The organism is Vreelandella sulfidaeris Esulfide1 (assembly GCF_054072535.1).
Genome location: NZ_CM133364.1, coordinates 3,919,008 through 3,939,772, shown reverse-complemented (window position 1 = coordinate 3,939,772; position 20,765 = coordinate 3,919,008). Strand labels below are relative to the sequence as shown.

The window sequence follows — 20,765 nt, the reverse complement described above, 5'->3', positions numbered from 1 at the left end:
TTAGTGGTCGCGCTCGATCATGTAGTGGGCTAAGTCGGCCAGCGGTGCGGCACGTTCGCCCAAGGGGGCGAGCGCGGCAATGGCCTCGTCAATCAGGCTATGTGCTTTTCGTTGAGCGCCCTCAAGCCCCAGCAGGCTGGGGTAGGTGGGCTTGGCTCGGGCGGCATCAGCGCCTGACGTTTTGCCTAGCGTAACGGTGTCGCCGATCACGTCCAGGATATCGTCGTGAATCTGAAAGGCTAGACCAATGGCGCGTGCGTAGCGAGTCAACGCGGTTAAGCGGGGGTCATCGTCAGCCACCGCCACCAAGCCGCCCAGGCGGACAGCCGCCACAATGAGGGCGCCGGTTTTATGAGCATGCATATGGGCTAAGGCGTCAACATCGGGGTGACCGCCAACGGCGTCTAAATCCAGCGCCTGTCCTGCCACCATGCCATCTCGCCCCGAGGCGTCAGCTAACGTGTGTACCATATTCGCCAGACGTGGATGGGCAGTACTGGCGAGTACTTCAAACGCTAGTGCTTGCAGTGCATCGCCAGCCAGTATTGCGCTCGCCTCATCGAAGGCTTTATGCACAGTAGGCTGGCCGCGGCGCAGGTCGTCGTCGTCCATTGCGGGTAAATCGTCATGGATCAGCGAGTAGGCATGGATTAACTCAATGGCTGCGGCGGGTGCATCCAAGTCGTCGTTTTTAGCCCCTAGCGCATGGCCGGCCATATACACCAGCAACGGGCGCAGGCGTTTACCGCCCACCAGCAGGCCATGGCGCATGGCGGCCTCAAGACGTGGCGCTACCGCTGGACGACTATCAAACAGGGCTGCCAAAGTGGCATCAACGCGGGCAGTGCTGGTATGGCGCTGGGTGGCAAGCGGGCTTCGCTGCGTGGCTACCATGGGGGCGTCTCCTTGCTCTCTTCGTCGGCCGCATCCTTGGGGTCGTCGGGGCCATCAAACGGCGTTACGTTTAGACGGCCTTCGCGGTCTTCACTGAGCGCACGAACCTTAAGCTCGGCGCTATCCAGGCGCTGCTGAGCATCGCGCGTTAGCCGCACGCCTTGTTCAAACGCGGTCAGCGCATCTTCCAATGAGAGCTCGCCTGACTCAAGACGTTCAACGATAGTTTCGAGTTGTTCAACCGTCGCGGCAAAATCCTGCGGAGGTGATGTCGTATCGCTCATGGGGTGCGCCTGCAAACCGGTATGTTTTTAAAATAAGCTGAAATAAGCGCACAGTATACACCGACGCCAGGGGGTGGCGTCTGCCTTTCAGCCTACGCTTATAGTAACGACTTGCGCTGTATTCATTGTCAGCACGCACACTTTTCATCATCTAGACCCGGCCTGAATGGAGTGGGCTGTGCTACGATATGCGCCTCCCGTGAACCGATACACGGCGCATGCCGCCGACCATAGAGGTTGATTCAGCCATGGCCAAAACGTCCCTGGACAAGAGCAAGATCAAGATCCTGCTACTCGAGGGCGTCCACCAAAGTGCGGTGGACAATTTTCACAACGCCGGTTATGAAAATATCGAGCATCTCCCCACGTCGCTTGATGAAGACGCGCTGATCGAAAAGATCCGTGATGTGCACTTCATTGGTATTCGTTCCCGCACCCAGCTGACTGAGCGCGTGTTCGAGGCGGCCGAGAAGCTGGTCGGCGTTGGCTGTTTCTGTATCGGCACCAATCAGGTCGATTTGACCGCCGCGCTTACGCGGGGTATCGCGGTGTTTAATGCGCCGTACTCCAACACCCGCTCGGTGGCCGAGCTGGTGCTGGCGGAAGCGATCATGCTGCTGCGCGGTATTCCCGAGAAGAACGCCCGTGCCCACCAGGGGGGTTGGTTAAAGTCGGCGAAGAATTCCCACGAAGCGCGCGGCAAGACCTTGGGCATTGTGGGCTACGGCAGCATTGGTGCGCAGCTTTCCGTACTGGCGGAATCATTGGGCTTCAACGTCATTTATTACGATGTGATCACCAAGTTGGGTATGGGTAACGCCAGTCAGGTCGCCAGCCTGGAAGAGCTATTGGGGCGCGCCGATGTGGTTAGCCTGCACGTGCCCGACCTTGCCTCTACCCGCTGGATGATCGGCGCAAAAGAGATCGCTGCCATGAAGCCTGGCGCGATTTTTATCAATGCCTCGCGTGGCAGCGTGGTGGAGATTGAACCGTTGGCCGAGGCCATTAAAGCGGGTAATCTCAACGGTGCCGCAGTCGACGTCTTCCCGGTCGAGCCCAAAGGCAACGACGAAGAGTTCGAAAGCCCGCTACGCGGCCTAGAGAACGTGATTCTGACGCCGCACATCGGTGGTTCTACCCTGGAAGCCCAGGAGAATATCGGTATTGAAGTGTCGGAAAAACTGATCACTTACTCCGATAACGGTACCACCGTGACGTCGGTCAACTTCCCCGAAGTGGCGCTGCCGGCTCACCCGGACAAGCACCGCTTGCTGCACATTCACGACAACGTGCCGGGCGTGCTGTCGCAGATTAACCGCGTGCTGTCTGAAAACGGCATTAACATCTCGGGCCAGTATCTTCAGACCAACGAGAAAGTCGGCTATGTGGTCATCGACGTGGATAAAGCCTACGGCCCTCAGGCGCTGGAAGCGTTGCGTGAGGTAGATCACACACTGAAAATTCGTGCGCTCTACTCGTCACAAAATAGCTAATCCTGTTAGCTAAGACGTTGTTTCAGACATTAAACGGCCCCTTCATTGGGGCCGTTTTGGTTAGCGTCGAAAAACAACTAATCAAGCGAGATCAAACAGCAGCACTTCGCCTGCTTGTTTACCAGTGAGATTGATCGCCTCATCCGGTTGGAACGCTGCAGCGTCGCCTGCGTGAAGCGTCGCGCCATTGACCTCCATTTCGCCATTAACAACATGCAACCAAGCGTAGCGCGCAGGCGGCGGGGTTGGCTGTTCGCCAGCGTTGAACAAGCCCGCGTAAAGGTTCATGTCCTGATTGATGCTTACTGAGCCTTCGTGGCCTTCTTCAGAAGCAACAAGCCGCCACTGGCCCTGCCGCTCAGCGGTAGGAAATGCTTTCTGCTCGTAGCTGGGCTTAATGCCGAGCTGTTTAGGCTCAATCCATATTTGCAGGAAATGCAGCTCGTTCTGTTTGGAGTGATTGAACTCGCTGTGCAGCACCCCGGTGCCTGCCGACATACGCTGCACATCGCCTGGGCGCATCACCTCGCCGTTGCCCATATTGTCTTTATGCTCCATTTCCCCTTCCAGCACGTAGGAAATAATCTCCATATCCCGGTGGGGGTGGGCGCCAAAGCCATGGCCGCCCGCGACGCGATCCTCGTTGATCACGCGCAGGGCGCGAAAGCCCATGTGGTTGCGGTCAACGTAGTTGGCAAATGAAAAGGTATGGAAAGAGCGTAGCCAGCCGTGGTCGGCGTAGCCCCGCTCGTTTGAACGACGAATAATCATGCTGTGCTCCGCAGGTTGCGTGAGGGAATAGTGACAATATACGCCTCACTGCGGCTGTGTGGGGTGAAGCTTTCAGCACGATATCTTCGAATAAATCGATGCATCAAATGTGATCGCCAGCGCTAAACTTTTGGTTAGCTTTCGAGTAAAATCGCGGCCTGTTTAAACCCGGTCCGCCCTTTACGAGGGCGACTACCTGGAGCACTCCATGACAACCACTCTTCAAACGCCGCCCATCGTGGTTGCGGCGCTGTATAAATTTGTCACCCTGAGCGACTTCGAAGCGCTGCGCGAGCCACTGCGGCAAACCATGCTCGATAACGACGTAAAGGGCACGCTGCTGCTCGCCAAAGAGGGCATTAACGGCACCGTCGCTGGCAGTCGTGAAGGTATTGACGGCTTGCTTGCCTGGCTGACCGCTGACCCACGCTTGGCTGATATTGATCATAAAGAGTCTTATTGCGACGAAACCCCTTTCTATCGCACCAAGGTGAAGCTCAAAAAAGAGATCGTCACGTTAGGCGTGCCCGATATCGATCCCAACGACACTGTCGGTACCTATGTTGAGCCCGAAGAGTGGAACGACATCATCGCTGACCCGGAAGTACTGGTGATCGATACCCGCAATGACTACGAAGTAGCGATCGGTAGTTTTGAACGGGCGATTGACCCTAAAACCACTACTTTCCGTGAGTTTCCCGAGTATGTGCGTGAGCACTACGACCCGGAAAAGCACAAGAAAGTGGCCATGTTCTGTACCGGCGGCATCCGTTGTGAAAAAGCCTCAAGCTTTATGCTTAAAGAAGGCTTTGAAGAGGTTTATCATCTGAAAGGTGGTGTGCTGAATTACCTGGAAAAAGTCCCGGAAGAGCAGTCGCTATGGCGCGGTGAGTGCTTCGTGTTCGATAACCGGGTCACGGTGCGCCACGATTTAACGAAAGGCGAGTTCGAGCAGTGTCACGCCTGCCGCATGCCCATCTCAGCCGAGGATATGCAGTCATCTGCGTATGAGCCGGGAATAAGCTGCCCCCACTGCATCGATTCATTGCCGGAGAAGACGCGTGCCGCTGCCCGTGAGCGCCAGCGTCAAATCGATCTAGCGAAACAGCGCGGCGAGCCGCACCCCTTAGGCCGCGATACCCGCCTAATGAAAAAAGCCTGATAAAAAGCTTGTGCGCTAGACTAATGGACACTGTGCTACTCATACCAGGAGTTCACCATGTCCTTCAGCTCAGACGATCCATCTTCTACTGCTTCTCTTCTCCAACGCCTTGAGCATCAAGGCGTTGTAACGCTCACCATGAGCGCACCCGAGCGATTTAACGCGCTCTCTGAAGCCATGCTGCAAGCCCTTCAAGATGCGCTAACCGAGATTGCTCACGATAGCAGCGTGCGTTGCGTGGTACTTGCCGCCGAAGGTAAAGCCTTCTGCGCCGGGCATGACTTAAAGCAGATGCGCGCCAACCCCGATAAAGCCTACTACCAGGCGCTATTTTCCCGCTGTAGCGAAGTGATGCAGGCCATTGTGCACCTGCCGGTACCGGTGATTGCCAAAGTGCAGGGCATCGCTACCGCCGCGGGCTGCCAACTGGTCGCGAGTTGTGACCTGGCAGTAGCGGCGCGCAGCGCCCGGTTTGCCGTCTCCGGCATTAACGTTGGCCTGTTTTGCTCCACCCCGGCCGTACCGCTCTCGCGTAATATCCAACGCAAGCGCGCTATGGAAATGCTGCTTACCGGGGAGTTTATCAGCGCCGATCAGGCCGCCGAGTGGGGCTTGATTAACCGTGTAGCAGAAGACGATGCGCTGGATGAGGCAACTGACGCGCTGACCGCCAGCATCTGCGCTAAAAGCGCTGTGGCAGTGCGAACGGGCAAAGCGATGTTTGCTCGCCAGCTTGCCATGCCACTTGAGGAAGCTTACGCCTTCGCCGGGGAAACCATGGCCTGCAATATGCTGGCTGAGGATGTCGGCGAGGGAATCGATGCGTTCATGGCTAAACGATCACCGCAATGGCGGCATCGCTGATAAAGCTTGCCAATGAATGGAATTCGTTTCCGAAAGCGCGACAACGGCTATGTTGGCACGTTATCCTGGCGCCCTTTGTGTTTTAGGAAAGGCATCTTAGTCAAAGGCGCTTTAGGTAAGAGCGCCTTTTGTAAGCGTCTTTTTAGGAGCGTCTTTAGGAGAAAACCAGGTGAGTGAAGCCAAGCGCAGGACGGTCGGTCGTCCGGCGAATACCGCCAAAGCTAGCGGCGGCCATAGCCAGTCGCTGGTACGCGGCTTAACGCTGCTGGAGTATCTTGCAGCGAGCCCCCTAGGATTAGCCCTTTCGGAAGTGGCAGAAATGGCCGAGTTAGCACCATCGACGACCCATCGTCTGTTACAGGCGCTACAAAGCCAGGGGTTTGTGACCCAAGAGAATGAGCAAGGGTTATGGCGAATTGATGTTAAAACCTTCCGTATCGGCAATAGCTTTCTTGAAGCGCGCGACGTGGTGGCGACCAGCCGACCATTGTTGCGCCGCCTAACGGCCGAAACCGGCGAAACCGCTAATTTGGGTATCCGTGATGGGGATACGGCGGTGTTTCTCGCCCAGCATGAATCTCCCCAGATGATGCGTATGATCACTCGCCTAGGCTCCCGTGCGCCGCTGCACGCCTCCGGCGTCGGTAAAGCGCTGCTAGCGTGGATGTCAGATGACGAGCGCGCTCAATTGCTAGATGGCCGCGAGTTGGTAAGAGTGACCGCCAATACGCTTTATCAACCGGAACCCCTGCAAACCGAGATGGCACAGATTCGCGCTCAGGGTTTTGCCTGTGACCGCGAAGAGCATGCTATCGGTTTGCACTGCGTGGCTGCTTGCGTATTCGACGAGCACAGTACGCCACTGGCGGCGATCTCGGTGTCAGGCCCGATGGCGCGTATTCCTGAGGCTCGATTGTTAGCGCTCGGCGAACTGGTTCGCCAGCTGGCGGATGAGATCACCCAACAGTTGGGTGGTCAGGTGCCACGCTAATGGGGTCCGCTGAGCTATGCTGAGCCTGTTTTTTGTCGCCCTGGCGAGCGCTACGCTGCTACCCGGTGGGTCAGAAGTGTGGCTGGCGCGATTGTGGTGTCTGGGAGAGGCGCCGCTGGCGCTTTGGGTGGTGGCTACCACGGGGAATACCCTGGGCAGTATGGTCAACGTAGCCCTGGGACGCTATGCACGGCAGTTTCAGGACCGTCGCTGGTTTCCCGCATCACCGCGGAGCTTGGCTCGCGCTGAGGGCTGGTATCACCGCTTTGGCGAGCTGAGCCTGCTGATTTCATGGACGCCGATTATTGGCGACCCTCTTACCGTGCTAGCCGGTGTGTTTCGATTGCCCTGGTGGCGGGCGTTAGCGTGGATTGTGGTCGCCAAAGGTGCCCGCTACGCCGTGGTATTGTTGCTAGCGCACCATTGGTTAGCGCCGTTGTGTCAGTGAAACACCTTATTAATCAACTCATGTTACCCTGTACAACTTTTTAACAAGCTGCGCTAGCAGTGTACAGTGCAGGCAGTAGCGATTGTCTAGCAGACTTGCTTAAAACGGTAGGCTTGGTAAGGCCAAGCAGCCGTTAGATCGAACAGAACACTCACCCAAAGGAGGCTAAGGTGTGAAGCCACTTCGTTTATTACCCTGGCTAGCTGCATGGCTATTAGTGATGATCGCTATTATGGCCATGCCAGCAATGGCGCAGAGCACGGCAACTGAGCCTGCCAGCGCCGAAGAAGACGCAGCAGAATCAGCTGAGTCGTCGCCTACGTCCTATGAGGCGTTGGCTAATCTGCTGGAAGATGAGCAGGCGCGGCAAGAGCTGATTGAGATGTTGCGCAGCCAAGCGTCAGCGCTGCCCGATGGTATTGCCGATGAGCTCTCGCCAGAAGCGGCTGCCCAGGGCAGCGAAATAGCGCCTGAAGATGTGTCGTTGCCACGCCAGTTAGCTGAACTCACCAGTCGCGTAGTAAGCGATGTGGGGGGTCAGTTTGAGCAAGTGGTTAGCATCGTGGGAGAACTGTTTACGGGGCAAGAGGCAGACAGTGTCTTTGATATGGCCGCGTTCATCAGTGCAGCGATCAATCTGGGTATTGTGATTGTCGCTACCTTTGCCATGTTTATGATTTTCCGGCGACTAGCAAAGCCGCTGTTTACTAAAATCAGCGGCTGGTCGCTAAATGGCACCAATTTAACACCGGTACTGCGTTTGATTGCCTGCGTAGCGATTGCCGCCATCATTGATGTGTTGCTTGTCGCCTTTGCCTACGTTGGCGGCAACTTACTGGCTACGTTTGCCATTGGTGAAGCCGGTGAGCTTTCCACTCGCGCCTCGCTGTTTTTAAACGCGTTCTTGATTATTGAGTTACTCAAGGCCGGTGTGCGGATGTTGTTCTCTTCACGCTACGAAGGGCTTCGCCTGCTGCCTATTTCGGCCCAGGAAGCGTCCTACTGGAACCGCTGGTTAGCCCGATTGATCGGCATGGTAGGTTACGGCCTGATGGTCGTAGTGCCGCTGGTCAATTTCTACGTGGCGGCCTCGTTGGGACAAGCGATAGGCACGCTGATTATGCTGTTGGCATTTATCTATGCGGTGGTCGTCGTACTTAAAAACCGCAAGCGCCTTCGCGATAACCTTAATGATATGGCTGCCAAGTCGACGCTAACCGCCAGCCGTGTCTCGCTGCAGCTATTTGCCCGTACTTGGCACCTGTTCGCGCTGCTGTATTTTTTGATCGTGTTGGTACTGACGTTAACCCGCCCCGGCGATGCGCTGCCGTTTGTGTTGTTTGCTACCCTCAAGTCCCTGGCTGCGATTGTCGTCGGGTTGTTGGTATCGTCTTTCCTTACCCAGACCATTGGCCGCCGTATCACGCTGTCCGACGACCTGCGGCGCAAACTGCCCTTGCTTGAAAAGCGTTTAAATAGCTATGTACCTAATGCATTGCGTGTGCTGCGCACGATCATTTTGATCGTGGTCGTCATGGTTGTGCTGAATGCCTGGGGTGCCTTTGATCTAGCCGCCTGGTATGCCTCTGAAGGTGGCGCTAATCTGGTTGGTAACCTGGCCAGTGTGGCAGTGATTTTGATAGTGGCCTTAGCTGTCTGGCTGGGTCTAGCGAGCCTGATTGAGCATAAGCTCAACCCGGAAACCGGCTACGGCGAGCCCTCTGCGCGGGCGAAAACCTTGCTCGGCCTGTTCCGCAATGCGCTGGCGATCGCCATGGTGACGATCACCGGCATGATTGTGCTATCGGAAATTGGCATCAATATCGGCCCGCTGATTGCCGGTGCCGGTGTGCTGGGTCTGGCCATTGGTTTTGGTGCCCAGAAGCTGGTGCAGGATGTGATTACCGGTGTGTTCATCCAGGTAGAAAATGCCATGAACACCGGTGACGTGGTCACGGTGGGCGGTGTGACGGGAACCGCTGAACGCCTCAGCATTCGCTCGGTCGGTATTCGCGATCTATCCGGTACTTACCACATCGTGCCGTTCTCAAGTGTGGATACCGTTTCCAACTACATGCGTGAGTACGGCAACCATGTGGGTGAATACGGTATTGGCTACAATGAAAGCATTGACGAGGCGATTGAACAGCTCAAGCTGGCCTTTGAAGATCTCAAAGCGAGCGAGGAGCACGGCAAAAAGCTATTGGACGACTTAACCGTGGCAGGCGTTACTGCGCTGGCGGATAGCTCTGTGAATATCCGCGTGGTGATTAAAACCACGCCGGGCGATCAGTGGGGTGTCGGTCGCGCCTACAATCGCCTGGTTAAACTGCGCTTTGATGAAGCGGGTATAGAAATTCCTTTCCCGCACACCACGCTCTACTTTGGTGAGACCAAAAATGGGAAGACACCACCTGCCAATGTGCGGGTCTTGGAGTCGACCGCTAAAGAGAAGAAAGTGGAAGAGGCGCCCATTGCTCGGGACGATACCCAGCAAAGCGTGCAGCAAACCAATGAGCCTGACCATCTTAAGCCCGACCATGATGACGTCGATGAAACCTAACCTGTCGTTATTGTAAATCGGCCGTTATCAAGCGCTACAGCGGGGTCACCTTCGGGTGGCCCCGCTGCGTTTTAAGGGTTACTGTTTCTAATGTCACGGTTTTTTAAGGGCTATAGTTTTCTGAGTGGCGCCCTTCGACATTGATTGATTCACCGCCATCGACAAACAGAATTTGACCAGCGACGAAGGCATTGCCCAGCAGGTAGTGTAAAGCTTGCACCAGATGGGCCGGCTCGCCTCGGCGCTGAAGGGGGATTCCTTCAGTGCGCCACTCAAGGTAGTCGCTAGTACGCTGAGAGGCAGGCAGCACCACGCCAGGCGCAATGCCGTTAATCCGAATGCGTGGAGCGAACTCCAGCGCTGCCATTCGAGTCATCTCCGCCAAGCTCTTTTTTGAGAGTAAATAGGCCGCGTAAGGGTATTGGTGGTAGGCCACTTTGTTGTCAATGATATTGATCACTTGGCCCTCATGAACCGTCTCGGCAAAGTGGCGTGTTAGCAAAAGCGGGGTAAACATATTGACCCGGAACTGCGTTTCCAGCATAGCGAGTTCTGTAGCGGCAATGGGTGCAGGCTCATAGGCGGAAGCGCTATTGAGCAGCAGGTTAAGGCCAGGAAAGCGTCGCTTCGCCGTCTGAAGTAAACCGCCTAGTTCTTCGCTTAACTGATCACTCAAAAAATCGCAGTGAAAAATTTCACACTCGCGTCCCTTGGCGCGAATGCCTTTAGCGACTTCTTCAGCTTCGTTGCGAGAGCGATTAACGTGCAAGGCGATGTCATAACCCGCATCGGCCAGGGCTTCAGCAAAGTGCCGGCCTAAGCGAGTGGCACCGCCAGTTACCAGAGCAGCATGTTGGTGCATACAGCGTTCCCTACTGTTTATTGGGTATATTAATGGGCATAGAGATTAATGGGCATGAAAAGACTTTCTGCGTGAGTGTAACGTTTGTCAATAACTTGTACAGAGCTTGCACGCAGCGCTGGCCTGAAGGTATTTATACCGCTGTATCACAATAGAGCTGTTCTAGAAAGTGCCACTTGAATAGGATGTTGCAATGCCATCACCCTCTTTACCTACCGAGCAGGCTACCCCCCTTCATGAGTGTTTAATCTCATTGGGATCGAATATCGACCCTGACCACTATTTCGCTCAAGCTCTCGACATTATTGGCCGTGAATGCAATTTGCTGGCTCGTTCAAAAGCGATTCTCACGACGCCAGTGGGTTTCAAGCAACAACCTGATTTCTTAAATGCAGCGCTGTTCGTCAGTACGCACCTTGAGTATGAGGCGTTTCGAGCCTATCTCAAAGAAGTAGAAGATCGTTTAGGCAGGGTGCGGGGAACAATTAAATCGGGACCGCGTACGATGGATCTGGACATTGTGGCATGGGATGGAAAGGTGGTTGATGAAGGCTACTATCAGCACGACTATGTAAAAACACCGGTCGATGAAGTACTCGCTAGCAGCGGTCGTACGCTTGAACCGGCAAAACGCTCATGATTTCCATCAGAAGGCCGATAATAGCGATATAGCCGCCCTTGCCTGGGTCGGCTAACGCCCCCGGAGGCGCGCGTTGTTCAGCCTTAACACCAACTTGATGTCCCTCATCACGCAAAACAATCTGCGCGGCAGTCAGCAAGCGACGCAGACCGCTATGCAGCGCCTCTCATCCGGGCTACGCATCAACAGTGCCAAGGATGACCCGGCCGGGCAGGCGATCGCCAACCGTATGACGGCACAAATCAGCGGTATGACCCAGGCGATCCGCAATACCAATGATGGCATCTCTATGGTGCAAACAGCGGAAGGTTCGCTCGATCAGATCAACGATAACCTTCAGCGCATACGCGAACTGAGTGTGCAAGCGGCTAACGGCACCAACTCCTCTGGTGACCTTGCTTCGATTCAAAATGAGATCGGTCAATGCTTGGAAGAGATCGACCGCATTGCCGGGCAAAGTAACTTCAACGGCATTGGGCTGATCAATGAGACCAGGTCGTTACATATTCAGGTCGGTGCCAACGCTGGCGATAGCATCGCGGTGCGTTTTGAAGCCATGAATTTACAAGGGCTGGGGCTGGAAGGCTTAAGCGTACTGGACGATGGCAGTGGGACGGAAAAGCCTATCGATATGGTTGATGAAGCTATCAAGCGGCTAGATCACCAACGTAGCTATATGGGCGCTGTGCAGAATCGCTTTGAGAGCGTGATCGATGGCCTCAATAACAATATTGTCAACACTTCCGCCGCCCGTTCGCGCATCCAAGATGCTGACTATGCCCAGGAAGTTTCCAATCTTATTCGTGCGCAAATCTTGCAGCAGGCAGGCATTGCTATGTTGGCCCAGGCCAATCAGCAGCCGCAAATGATTCTGCGGCTGCTGGAAAGTCTTTAAGGGAGCTGGGGCTAGAGCGGCTTACCTATTCAATGATGCCCTGTTCCCGCGCCATGGCATAAGCTGCCTGCGGGCCATTCCAGAGTGACGGCAGCAGGATCAACGACACCGGAATCGCGGTGATAACAATGAACTGCTGCAGCGCGCTAATCTGACCGGCGCCCATATATAGCAGCACGGCAGCCATTAGCGCCATGGCGATGCCCCAGAAGGCACGCATTACCGGGCTTGGGTTGTCATGGCCCGCGCCGACCACTGCGATTGCGTAGCTCATTGAGTCGCCGGTGGTCGCTACGAAAATCGTCGTTAGCAGCAAAATGGCCAGCGCCATCCAGGTGCCGCCGGGCAGTGCTTGGGCGACGGTTAACGTGGCGACATCAAACTGAAAGTTATTCAGTGCGTCGGTTAAATCAATCACGCCAGTGAGTTGATAGTAAATGCCCGAACCGCCCAGCAGGGTAAACCACACGGTGGTAGCAATCGGCGCCAGCACCGCCACGGCGATGATCATTTCGCGGATGCTGCGACCGCGCGAAATACGCGCCACAAAAATGGCCATTACCGGTGCGTAACCGATAAACCAGGCAAAGAAGAACACTGTCCACCACTGCATCCACCACGCTGGTGCCGTTTCAGCGGTCATGGTCGCCATGGTGAAGAATTCACTGATATAAGCGCCCATGCCTGAAACGTAGCTATTAACCAGAAACAGGGTGGGGCCAAATACAATAATCACCGCCCCAATGGCGAGCGCCAATAACACGTTGAACCGGCTAAGTATTTGAATACCTTTGTGTACGCCGCTCATGGAAGAGAGCACATAAATGCTGGCAAGTATGCCCAGAATAATCAGTTGGCCGGTGTAGCCTTCCGGCAGACCAAACAGCTCATGAAGACCAAAGCTAACCTGCGTGGCGAGAAAGCCGATTGGGCCCACGGTGCCCGCCACCAGCGCAATCACACAGCAGGCGTCGACCAAGCCACCCAGTGGGCCACGCATTAAGCGCTCACCCAGAATAGGGTAAAGCAGCGTACGTGGCTGCAGCGGCTGCCCTTTCACGTAGTGAGCATGCGCTAGAACGACTGCCGTCAATGACCCCAATACGGCCCAGGCCATAAAGCCCCAGTGCATAAAGGACTGCCCCAAAGCACCGGAAACGGCTTCTGCAGTGCCCGCTTCGCTATCAAAGGCAGGCGGCGTCACCACAAAGTGATAAACCGGCTCACCCGCAGCAAAGAAAACCCCGCCACCTGCCAGCAGCGTGCACAGAATGATCGAGAGCCACTTGAACGTGCTCATTTCTGGTGCATCCAGATTACCGATTTTGGCTTTTCCCGCCGGGGTCATGGCCAAGCCGATGGCAATGAAAAACGTCATTAAGAGCAGCAGCTGGAAGTAGCTACCCAGCACCAATGCCGTCCAGGCAAAACTCGCACTGATGCTGTCCGCAACCAGGGAAACGTCATAGAAGGACAGCCCAAGAAAAGCGACGATAAAGCCGATGCTGAGGGTCAGCACTAATGGATCGCCAAGCGAAAAACGTTGGGAGCCCTCAGGGTTGGGGCTTGGTTGGGTCATATCAAATACCTTATGGGGAAGCGGGAAGGAGCGGAAATTTAGCCTATCAAAAGGCACCGTTAAGCGGATTAACGCCGCATGGCAGTGAAGAGGTTCCTGAACACACAAAGGGAAATTGCGGGTAAAAAAAAGCGCCATTCAAAGAATGGCGCGAGGACAGGAAACTGGTCACAGTATATCGGTAATATAGACCAACGTCTAATAAAGAAAGTTTTTGGTGCGGAATGTTTTTATGCGCACTTTATTAGCGCATTGAGGGTAGGTCAGTGTCGTGGAGGTCTATCTGAGTGATCGTATGTGTCAGAAGGGAAATAAATTAAGTTATTGAAATAATTGCAATTAATTAAAAATGGCAGTGTTCGTGCTAAAGGTATAAGACAGTTTTTGTATACAAGGACGCTTGCCATGAACGCTTCATCAATGCTCTGTAGCGGATTAAAACGTGCTGTATTAACGGGTGCTACCGTCTTCTTATGGCTGCCTGTACTGGGTCATGCCGAAGAAACTAAGATTCGCTTCCAACTAGATTGGCGCTTTGAGGGCCCGGCGGCACCTTTCCTAATGGCGGAAGCGCGCGGCTACTTCGCCGACGAGGGCCTGGATGTTCAAATTGACTCCGGCAGCGGTTCAGCAGGTGCGATTAATCGTGTTGCCTCGGGTGCCTACGAAATGGGCTTTGGCGATCTCAATGCGCTGGTCGAGTTTCTCGCAGAAAACCCCGATGGCCCCGGCATTAGCGGTGTTTACATTGTATACGATGGAACGCCTGCAGCTGTCTTTGCCCGCAAGGATAGCAATATCGAATCCCCGGCGGACTTAGCTGGTAAAACCATTGCTGCACCTGCCTTCGATACCGGTTACCGCGCCTGGGGTATTTTTGCCGAGGCCAACGATCTGGAAGCTGACGCTGTTGAGTGGCAGAACGTTGACCCTTCTTTGCGTGAAACACTGCTTAGCCGCGGCGATGTGGATGCCATTACCGGTTTCTACTTCACCAGCCTGCTCAACCTTGAAGAGCGAGGTATGAGTGAAGATGAGCTGACGATTATGCCGTTCCCCGAATATGGTGTACCGCTATATGGCAACGCCATTATCGCCAGCGACGAGTTTGCCGATGAACATCCTGAGGCGGTGCAAGGTTTTTTGCGGGCGTTTAATCGCGCCCTGGGCGAAACGCTTAAAGACCCTGAAGCAGCGATTGAGTACGTACGTGAGCGCGATAGCTTGATTGATGTGGAGATAGAAACACGCCGTTTGAAATTGGCATTGGATAGCGTGGTAGATACACCGGATGCCCGCGAGTATGGCGTGGGGGGTGTTGATGAAGAGCGCTTGCGCGAGGCCATCCAGCTGGTTGCCGATGCCTATGACCTGCCGGCGCTGCCGTCGCCTGACCAAGTGTTCAATTCTCGCTACCTGCCGCCGAGCAGTGAACGCCAACTGCTAGATCAAGAAGGCGAATAAGTATGGCGTCTGGTTTTGTTACGTTTGACGATGTTAGCCACGCCTACGATGGTAGCGGTAATGCCATTGAAGCGATCGATTTGAGCATTCACGAGGGCGAATTTGTTGCCTTCGTGGGGCCATCCGGATGTGGTAAATCCACTTTCATGAAGTTGTGTACAGGGCTGCAACCGCCGACCGGCGGTACTATTAAGGTAGACGGAGAACCGGTGACTGGGCCGCTGAAGATCTCCGGCATGGCGTTTCAAAACGCCAACCTGCTGCCTTGGCGCACTACGCTGGATAACGTTTTGCTGCCGCTGGAAATCGTCAAACCTTACCGCCATCAGTTTCGTAAGCGGCGCGAGGAGTTTGTTGACTGGGCGCGCAAGCTGCTCAAGACCGTGGGGCTTGAAGGCTATGAAGACCAATACCCTTGGCAGCTTTCCGGCGGTATGCAGCAGCGCGCATCGATCTGTCGAGCATTAATTCATCAACCCCGGCTGTTAATGCTGGACGAGCCCTTCGGCGCGTTGGATGCGTTTACCCGCGAAGAGCTATGGTGCGTGCTGCGCGACCTGTGGGAAGCGCAGCGCTTTACCGTTGTATTGGTTACTCATGATCTGCGCGAGGCGGCGTTTCTGGCCGATACCGTCTATATCATGAGTCGCCGCCCAGGTCGGGTGATTGAGCGGCGTTCAATCGAAATGCCGCGCCCTCGTGCACTGGAAACCACTTACCAAAAGCCCTTTATTGATCTAGTGCAAGAACTACGCGCTCAGATTGGTGAAGTGCGCAGTATGTAACAGAAGACGCGCTTATGACGAAACATAATCAGTTAGTAGAGCGATTGGCGCCCTGGATTGCAGTGGCCGCACTGGTCATTATCTGGGAAGCCACGGTGCGGGTATTTGATGTGCCTAGCTTTATCTTCCCTAGCGCCTTGGAGACCGCACAGGCGCTGGTGACTTATTCCGGCCCCATCGCCATGCACTCCTGGCAAACCTTCTGGACCACGCTGATCGGCTTTGGTCTGGGCGTTGCCGTAGGGTTGGTGTTGGGCTTTATTATCGGCTCGTCACGCTTTCTATATAACGCATGCTACCCGTTGTTAGTGGGTTTTAATGCTATTCCCAAAGTGGCCTTTGTGCCGATTTTAGTGGTCTGGTTTGGGATTGGTTCGGTGCCGGCAATTCTTACCGCCTTTTTGATCTGCTTCTTTCCCATTGTGGTCAACGTCGCTACCGGCTTAGCCACGCTAGAACCCGAGATGGAAGATGTGCTGCGAGTGCTCGGTGCACGGCGGATGGACGTACTGCTGAAAGTGGGTCTGCCGCGCTCGCTGCCCTACTTTTTTGCCTCGTTGAAAGTCGCCATTACGTTGGCCTTTGTTGGCACAGTTGTGTCGGAAACTGTCGCATCCAATCAGGGCATTGGCTACCTGATGATGAGCGCTGGTTCGCAAATGCGTATGGGGCTGGTATTTGCAGGGTTATTGGTTATCAGCGCCATGGCCATGGTGATGTACGAGCTTTTTGCCCAATTAGAGAAACGTATGACCGCCTGGGCGCATCGCGGCCAGGGGCGCTAACCATTGCGGCGGCATCGTATCGCTGCAGTACTAAAAAGCTGGCATTGAGCCAGCGATTACTTTCGGGGGAACGAATGAAATACTTATCCACAGCTGGTATGGCGGCTGCCATATTGATATCGCCACTGGCATCGGCTGAAAAATTGTTTTCAGATTCGAGTATCTCGCTGCTTTACAGTGATCAATATGAAGCGTTTGGCCGCGATGAGCGCACCGACACCTACGTGACGTTTGAGAACGTCACCGCGCATGATTGGGGCGGCACCTTCTTATTTGTTGACAGCAACCACGGGCGGGGTTCGGTCGATGGCGACGACGACCTCTACGGTGAGTTTTCACCGGCACTTAGTCTTAGTTGGCTCAGCGGTGTCGATTTACAGCGTGGGCCGATGAAAGATATCTCATTGGCGGGTACTTACGAATTTGGTGGTGGTACCGATGCTACCAATATTCTAACGGGTATCAATTTTGCCTGGGACGTGCCGGGTACCCAATATTTCAACAGCACGTTTTATTACGTCAATAACAGTGAAATTGCCGATGATCTTCAGCTTACGCTCACCTGGGGCGCGCCATTTGAACTAGGCGCATCGCGCTTTTTATTCGATGGCTATATCGACTATTCATCGGCCGCGTCGGATCACGACGCTGAGTTCCATTTCAATCCGCAGTTGAAGCTCGACCTTGGCCACTACCGCGGCCATCCTGGTGTGCTTTATGCAGGTATCGAGTACTCCTACTGGGAGAATAAGTATGGCTTGGCCGATAACGTGATGGATACCGAAAGCGCCGTCAGTGCGTTGGTGAAGTTCCACTTTTAAGGTATTAACTGGTAGTGCTGTTCGGGTGCTACCATCGCTCACCAACGATAGAGCAGCGACGCACTGGTGGTGCTGTCGGTGCGTTCGCTAGTCTCGTCAGGCGGCTGGGAGTTGTGCTTGATTTCGTGGGATAAGCGCAGCGACAGTTTTGAATTAAGCCTTGCCGTGAGCGCTGTTAGCGACCGAGAGGTGATGTTCTGATCGGTATACTCAAGCGACATTTCCTGTTCGATATCGGCGTAGTCAGACATTCCCCAACGGTAGTCCAGCGCGGTATAGGTCACCATCAAGCGTTCATCGTCGTAATCGCGCAGTCGATCATGTCGATACCCAGGGCCTGCTTCGAGTGACAGGGTATGGGTGCTGTTCTCCAGAATCTGGCGCCCGTAACCGCCAATCGCTGACAGTTGCTGGTCATACCCGGCAAAGCGATCCTTCTCCCAGCGAGCAAAGCCAAATAGATAATGCGGGCCCTCTAACTCATAGCGTTCGCGCCCCGCGATCAGATACTGCTCAGCGCTGGTTTCGTTATCTTTACTGACATTGCGCACTTCACCGCGCAGTGTGTAGGTGAATTTACCGGTTAACCACATCAGCCGCGTTTTACCAATCAGTGTTTGGCTATTGGTATTGCCCGAAAGGCGGGTAAAGCCGAGCTCAGCATCGCCGCTGAAAACGGGGGCGTCATCAGGTGGAGGAGGAGGGCCATAAAACGGACTGGCATAGGCCGCCGTTAACCATAGTGGCCAACAGGCCAGCACAAACATCCATCGAACGATAACCACAACATCCCTCCGTGAGTAAGGCAGTCAGCCATTATATCAGCGAACGATGGCATAAAGTGCCGACGATTAACGCCGTTTACTGGCGCGTGCCATAATGGCGCGGTCACGCATTTTGAGTCTACTTATGAGCGCATCCCGCCCCCGAACGTTAGCCGACCTGCAACGCTGGCGCCGAACCCGCGCAAGGCGCAGTTGGTATAAACGCAGCTTTCGTCTGCAGGTAATGCTGTTAGTCGGACTATTGCTGGCAGGCATGCTACTGGCACAGGGCACCTATCTCAATCACCGTAAGGCGGAAATTATAAGCCAGCAGATGGGCGAGCGAGCGCTAGCGGTGGCCAAAACGGTGGCGTCAATGCCACAAATTATCAATGCGTTCGCGATCGCCGACCCCTCTTTCATTATTCAACCTATCGCGGAGCGAGTTCGCCATGAAACCGGGGCGCGCTATGTCGTCGTAGGCAACGCTCGAAGCATCCGCTACTCCCATCCACTGCCAGAACGGTTAGGGAAAACAATGGTCGGGGGCGATAACGACCAAGCGCTAATCCATGGTCAATCGTATGTCTCCAAAGCCACCGGATCACTGGGTACTGCCATTCGCGGTAAAGCACCCATCTGGGATGAAGAAGGCAATATCATCGGGCTGGTTTCTGTCGGCTTTATGATGGACCGTATTGAGATGGACGTGGCGCGCTACAACAGTTTTGGCTGGGCGTTAGTAGCGTTGATGATCTGCCTGGGCTTTGCCGGTGCCTACTGGCTATCGCAACATCTTAAAAAGGTCATTTTAGGCCTGGAACCCTACGAAATTGCCCGCTTAGCCATGGAGAAAGAGGCCATTTTGCAGTCGATTCATGAGGGCATTCTGGCGGTTAATCGTGAAGGTCATATTACGTTGGTTAACCAGCAGGCGCGGCGCTTCCTCAATTTAGATGATGAGCACGTGCTGCTCGGCCAGCCTATCCGTGAGGTCGTGCCCAATTCTCGACTATTGGAAGTGCTACGGCGTGGCGAGCAGGAGTTCGACCAAGAGATGTGGCTGGGCGACCATCCTGTGGTGGTTAACCGGGTACCGATACTGCATGAAGGAGAAATTGAGGGGGCGGTGGCGACCTTCCGTAGTCGGCGTGAGATCGTCGATCTCTCCCATGCGCTCACCCAGGCCAGCCGTGATGTGGATATGCTCCGCGCCCAAGCCCACGAATTTTCCAATAAGCTCTACACCATTTCCGGGTTACTGCAGTTACAGCGCATTGAAGAAGCCCTGGCGCTGATTCATCAGGAAACAGAACGCGCTCAGGCGCAGATGAGCTTTTTGATCAGCAACGTGGCCGACGCCGTATTTAGCGGTACGCTACTGGGTAAACTAACACGCGCACGGGAACTGGGCGTAGCGATGGAAATTGATGAGCAAAGCTCGCTCTCCTGCCCGCTAACGCCTACCGGCCAGGAAGTGATGATGAGCGTAGTGGGCAATTTATTGGATAACGCCTGCCACGCAGCGCTAAATGGGCCGAGTAAAGAGCCCAGCGTGCGACTGTTTTTCACCGACCTGGGCGAGCAACTACTGGTCGAGGTCGAGGATAACGGCCCGGGGGTGCCCGCTGAGTTTGCCGAGTCGATTTTCCAAGAAGGTTTTTCGACCAAAACCGGCAAGCATCAAGGCATCGGCCTAGCGTTGGTAGCAAGGCTGTGTCGCCAGCATGGCGGCGCTGTTACGCTAGAAGAGAGTGAGCTGGGCGGGGTATGTTTTACTGCGGTACTCAATCGTTCGCTGTGCCAAAAAATAGCCTAACAATAATGACCAGAACAGCGAGGAGGGAACGAGATGTCTGAACGGCAGTACGGCATTTTGGTCGTTGAAGATGATTTCCGTATTGCGGATATCCACAAGGCTTTTATTGAACAGAGCGAGGGCTTTTATGTGGTGGGCATGGCGCGCAATGGAAGCGAAGCCAAGGCGATCATGGCGGAACAAGCCGCCAGCATCCAATTGATTTTATTGGACGCCTATCTACCTGACGTGGAGGGGCTGGAACTGCTATGGACGATTCGTCGCGATTATGTGCATGTAGATATCGTCATGGTCACCGCCGCACGGGAAGTGGAGACCATCAGCGAGGCGCTGCGCGGCGGGGTATTCGATTATCTGATCAAGCCCATTGAAGCCGACCGGATGGCTCAGATGTTGACGCGTTTTCGTCGCGAGCGTGAAGCGTTGGCCAACCGTGCCGAGATGAGCCAAGAGGAGTTAGATCAAGTACTGGCGCGTTTGCAGCCCGGCGCCCCGTCGCGTGTTAAAAACCAAACGCTATCTCAAGCCCATTCTCAAACTCGGTCTCAAGCCTTACCGAAAGGCATTGATCGACTGACGCTGCGTCGGGTGATTGATGCCCTGGCCGACGCCCCCGACTCGCTTACCGCTATGCAGATGGCGCGCACCATGGGCGCAAGCCGCTCCACTGCCCGCCGTTATTTAGAGTTTTTAGTGGCCGAGCAGGCCGTTAGTGCCGAACTGGGTTATGGCGACGTGGGGCGACCCGAGCGACGCTACCGTCTGTTAGAAACGGCGCATGAGTGGCTGGATACTTTATAAATATGCGCTGTGAATTAATAGCGTGAACAGAATGAACAAAATGCACATAAAGAACTTTTTGCCTTTTATGCGCACAAGCT

The 20,765-nt window shown here is 54.7% G+C and carries 20 protein-coding genes; 14 read left to right on the top strand and 6 right to left on the bottom strand.

The genetic code is table 11. The features are described from left to right. Nucleotides 1-894: a (2E,6E)-farnesyl diphosphate synthase gene (ispA, locus tag ACW44H_RS18320; RefSeq protein WP_457505935.1), complete on the bottom strand. Its 894-nt coding sequence runs from the start codon at nucleotides 892-894 to the stop codon at nucleotides 1-3. Beyond that, complete coding sequence (locus ACW44H_RS18315) at nucleotides 888-1,178, bottom strand: exodeoxyribonuclease VII small subunit (RefSeq protein WP_113270489.1); 291 nt, start codon at nucleotides 1,176-1,178, stop codon at nucleotides 888-890. The genes ispA and ACW44H_RS18315 overlap by 7 nt, the downstream gene beginning before the upstream one ends. 248 nt (nucleotides 1,179-1,426) lie before the next feature. On the opposite strand from ACW44H_RS18315, the gene serA reads away from it, so the two are divergent. Continuing rightward, nucleotides 1,427-2,671, top strand: a complete 1,245-nt coding sequence (serA, locus tag ACW44H_RS18310; protein WP_457505934.1) for a phosphoglycerate dehydrogenase — start codon at nucleotides 1,427-1,429, stop codon at nucleotides 2,669-2,671. An 81-nt stretch (nucleotides 2,672-2,752) separates the two neighbouring features. On the opposite strand, the gene ACW44H_RS18305 is transcribed toward serA, so the two are convergent. Beyond that, nucleotides 2,753-3,442 (bottom strand): pirin family protein, encoded by a 690-nt coding sequence (locus ACW44H_RS18305; protein WP_457505933.1) that lies wholly within the window; start codon nucleotides 3,440-3,442, stop codon nucleotides 2,753-2,755. 208 nt (nucleotides 3,443-3,650) lie between these two features. Between ACW44H_RS18305 and trhO the strand changes: the two genes are divergently transcribed. From trhO to ybiO, 5 genes are all read left to right on the top strand, one after another. Further along, nucleotides 3,651-4,604: an oxygen-dependent tRNA uridine(34) hydroxylase TrhO gene (gene trhO, locus ACW44H_RS18300; protein ID WP_457505932.1), complete on the top strand. Its 954-nt coding sequence runs from the start codon at nucleotides 3,651-3,653 to the stop codon at nucleotides 4,602-4,604. Between the two features lie 57 nt (nucleotides 4,605-4,661). Further along, nucleotides 4,662-5,468 (top strand): enoyl-CoA hydratase, encoded by an 807-nt coding sequence (locus ACW44H_RS18295; protein ID WP_113270493.1) that lies wholly within the window; start codon nucleotides 4,662-4,664, stop codon nucleotides 5,466-5,468. A 169-nt stretch (nucleotides 5,469-5,637) separates the two neighbouring features. Beyond that, complete coding sequence (locus tag ACW44H_RS18290; protein ID WP_457505931.1) at nucleotides 5,638-6,459, top strand: IclR family transcriptional regulator; 822 nt, start codon at nucleotides 5,638-5,640, stop codon at nucleotides 6,457-6,459. A 16-nt stretch (nucleotides 6,460-6,475) separates the two neighbouring features. Continuing rightward, on the top strand, nucleotides 6,476-6,907 hold the full coding sequence (locus ACW44H_RS18285; RefSeq protein ID WP_457505930.1) for a YqaA family protein: 432 nt from the start codon (nucleotides 6,476-6,478) through the stop codon (nucleotides 6,905-6,907). Between the two features lie 172 nt (nucleotides 6,908-7,079). Further along, nucleotides 7,080-9,470 carry a mechanosensitive channel protein gene (ybiO, locus tag ACW44H_RS18280; RefSeq protein ID WP_457505929.1) on the top strand — a complete coding sequence of 797 codons (2,391 nt, stop codon included), beginning with the start codon at nucleotides 7,080-7,082 and terminating at the stop codon, nucleotides 9,468-9,470. A 103-nt stretch (nucleotides 9,471-9,573) separates the two neighbouring features. Here the strand turns inward: ybiO and ACW44H_RS18275 are convergent, their stop codons facing one another. Then, nucleotides 9,574-10,332 carry an SDR family oxidoreductase gene (locus ACW44H_RS18275; RefSeq protein ID WP_457505928.1) on the bottom strand — a complete coding sequence of 253 codons (759 nt, stop codon included), beginning with the start codon at nucleotides 10,330-10,332 and terminating at the stop codon, nucleotides 9,574-9,576. A gap of 193 nt (nucleotides 10,333-10,525) precedes the next feature. Here ACW44H_RS18275 and folK point away from each other — a divergent pair, with 193 nt between their 5' ends. Both folK and ACW44H_RS18265 read left to right on the top strand, forming a co-directional pair. Further along, on the top strand, nucleotides 10,526-10,972 hold the full coding sequence (folK, locus tag ACW44H_RS18270) for a 2-amino-4-hydroxy-6-hydroxymethyldihydropteridine diphosphokinase (protein WP_457505927.1): 447 nt from the start codon (nucleotides 10,526-10,528) through the stop codon (nucleotides 10,970-10,972). A 73-nt stretch (nucleotides 10,973-11,045) separates the two neighbouring features. Continuing rightward, entirely contained in the window at nucleotides 11,046-11,867 is an 822-nt protein-coding gene (locus ACW44H_RS18265; protein ID WP_457505926.1) for a flagellin N-terminal helical domain-containing protein, read from the top strand. A 25-nt stretch (nucleotides 11,868-11,892) separates the two neighbouring features. Here the strand turns inward: ACW44H_RS18265 and ACW44H_RS18260 are convergent, their stop codons facing one another. After that, nucleotides 11,893-13,446: a BCCT family transporter gene (locus ACW44H_RS18260; RefSeq protein WP_457505925.1), complete on the bottom strand. Its 1,554-nt coding sequence runs from the start codon at nucleotides 13,444-13,446 to the stop codon at nucleotides 11,893-11,895. 405 nt (nucleotides 13,447-13,851) lie between these two features. Between ACW44H_RS18260 and ACW44H_RS18255 the strand changes: the two genes are divergently transcribed. The 4 genes from ACW44H_RS18255 to ACW44H_RS18240 all read left to right on the top strand — a co-directional run bounded on the left by ACW44H_RS18255 (nucleotide 13,852) and on the right by ACW44H_RS18240 (nucleotide 17,301). Further along, on the top strand, nucleotides 13,852-14,910 hold the full coding sequence (locus ACW44H_RS18255) for an ABC transporter substrate-binding protein (protein WP_457505924.1): 1,059 nt from the start codon (nucleotides 13,852-13,854) through the stop codon (nucleotides 14,908-14,910). 2 nt (nucleotides 14,911-14,912) lie between these two features. After that, nucleotides 14,913-15,695, top strand: coding sequence for an ABC transporter ATP-binding protein (locus tag ACW44H_RS18250; RefSeq protein WP_113270502.1), 783 nt, complete (start codon nucleotides 14,913-14,915; stop codon nucleotides 15,693-15,695). A gap of 14 nt (nucleotides 15,696-15,709) precedes the next feature. Beyond that, the gene (locus ACW44H_RS18245; RefSeq protein ID WP_113270503.1) at nucleotides 15,710-16,480 is read left to right on the top strand and encodes an ABC transporter permease; all 771 of its coding nucleotides are present in this window, start codon (nucleotides 15,710-15,712) and stop codon (nucleotides 16,478-16,480) included. A 74-nt stretch (nucleotides 16,481-16,554) separates the two neighbouring features. After that, nucleotides 16,555-17,301 (top strand): outer membrane protein OmpK, encoded by a 747-nt coding sequence (locus ACW44H_RS18240; RefSeq protein WP_457505923.1) that lies wholly within the window; start codon nucleotides 16,555-16,557, stop codon nucleotides 17,299-17,301. 38 nt (nucleotides 17,302-17,339) lie between these two features. Here ACW44H_RS18240 and ACW44H_RS18235 read toward each other — a convergent pair whose 3' ends face one another. Next, nucleotides 17,340-18,068, bottom strand: a complete 729-nt coding sequence (locus tag ACW44H_RS18235) for a DUF481 domain-containing protein (RefSeq protein WP_457509086.1) — start codon at nucleotides 18,066-18,068, stop codon at nucleotides 17,340-17,342. Nucleotides 18,069-18,210: 142 nt separating this feature from the next. On the opposite strand from ACW44H_RS18235, the gene ACW44H_RS18230 reads away from it, so the two are divergent. After that, nucleotides 18,211-19,884, top strand: coding sequence for an ATP-binding protein (locus ACW44H_RS18230; RefSeq protein ID WP_457505922.1), 1,674 nt, complete (start codon nucleotides 18,211-18,213; stop codon nucleotides 19,882-19,884). A gap of 33 nt (nucleotides 19,885-19,917) precedes the next feature. Beyond that, a complete protein-coding gene (locus ACW44H_RS18225; RefSeq protein ID WP_457505921.1) occupies nucleotides 19,918-20,685 on the top strand; it encodes a response regulator in 768 nt (255 codons plus the stop codon). Nucleotides 20,686-20,765 lie beyond the last annotated feature (80 nt).

Coding starts and splice junctions, on each gene's coding strand:
- ispA (WP_457505935.1), bottom strand. CDS start 894: ATGGTAGCCACGCAGCGAAGCCCGCTTGCCACCCAGCGCCATACCAGC.
- ACW44H_RS18315 (WP_113270489.1), bottom strand. CDS start 1,178: ATGAGCGATACGACATCACCTCCGCAGGATTTTGCCGCGACGGTTGAA.
- serA (WP_457505934.1), top strand. CDS start 1,427: ATGGCCAAAACGTCCCTGGACAAGAGCAAGATCAAGATCCTGCTACTC.
- ACW44H_RS18305 (WP_457505933.1), bottom strand. CDS start 3,442: ATGATTATTCGTCGTTCAAACGAGCGGGGCTACGCCGACCACGGCTGG.
- trhO (WP_457505932.1), top strand. CDS start 3,651: ATGACAACCACTCTTCAAACGCCGCCCATCGTGGTTGCGGCGCTGTAT.
- ACW44H_RS18295 (WP_113270493.1), top strand. CDS start 4,662: ATGTCCTTCAGCTCAGACGATCCATCTTCTACTGCTTCTCTTCTCCAA.
- ACW44H_RS18285 (WP_457505930.1), top strand. CDS start 6,476: ATGCTGAGCCTGTTTTTTGTCGCCCTGGCGAGCGCTACGCTGCTACCC.
- ACW44H_RS18275 (WP_457505928.1), bottom strand. CDS start 10,332: ATGCACCAACATGCTGCTCTGGTAACTGGCGGTGCCACTCGCTTAGGC.
- folK (WP_457505927.1), top strand. CDS start 10,526: ATGCCATCACCCTCTTTACCTACCGAGCAGGCTACCCCCCTTCATGAG.
- ACW44H_RS18260 (WP_457505925.1), bottom strand. CDS start 13,446: ATGACCCAACCAAGCCCCAACCCTGAGGGCTCCCAACGTTTTTCGCTT.
- ACW44H_RS18255 (WP_457505924.1), top strand. CDS start 13,852: ATGAACGCTTCATCAATGCTCTGTAGCGGATTAAAACGTGCTGTATTA.
- ACW44H_RS18250 (WP_113270502.1), top strand. CDS start 14,913: ATGGCGTCTGGTTTTGTTACGTTTGACGATGTTAGCCACGCCTACGAT.
- ACW44H_RS18245 (WP_113270503.1), top strand. CDS start 15,710: ATGACGAAACATAATCAGTTAGTAGAGCGATTGGCGCCCTGGATTGCA.
- ACW44H_RS18240 (WP_457505923.1), top strand. CDS start 16,555: ATGAAATACTTATCCACAGCTGGTATGGCGGCTGCCATATTGATATCG.
- ACW44H_RS18235 (WP_457509086.1), bottom strand. CDS start 18,068: ATGTTTGTGCTGGCCTGTTGGCCACTATGGTTAACGGCGGCCTATGCC.
- ACW44H_RS18230 (WP_457505922.1), top strand. CDS start 18,211: ATGAGCGCATCCCGCCCCCGAACGTTAGCCGACCTGCAACGCTGGCGC.
- ACW44H_RS18225 (WP_457505921.1), top strand. CDS start 19,918: ATGTCTGAACGGCAGTACGGCATTTTGGTCGTTGAAGATGATTTCCGT.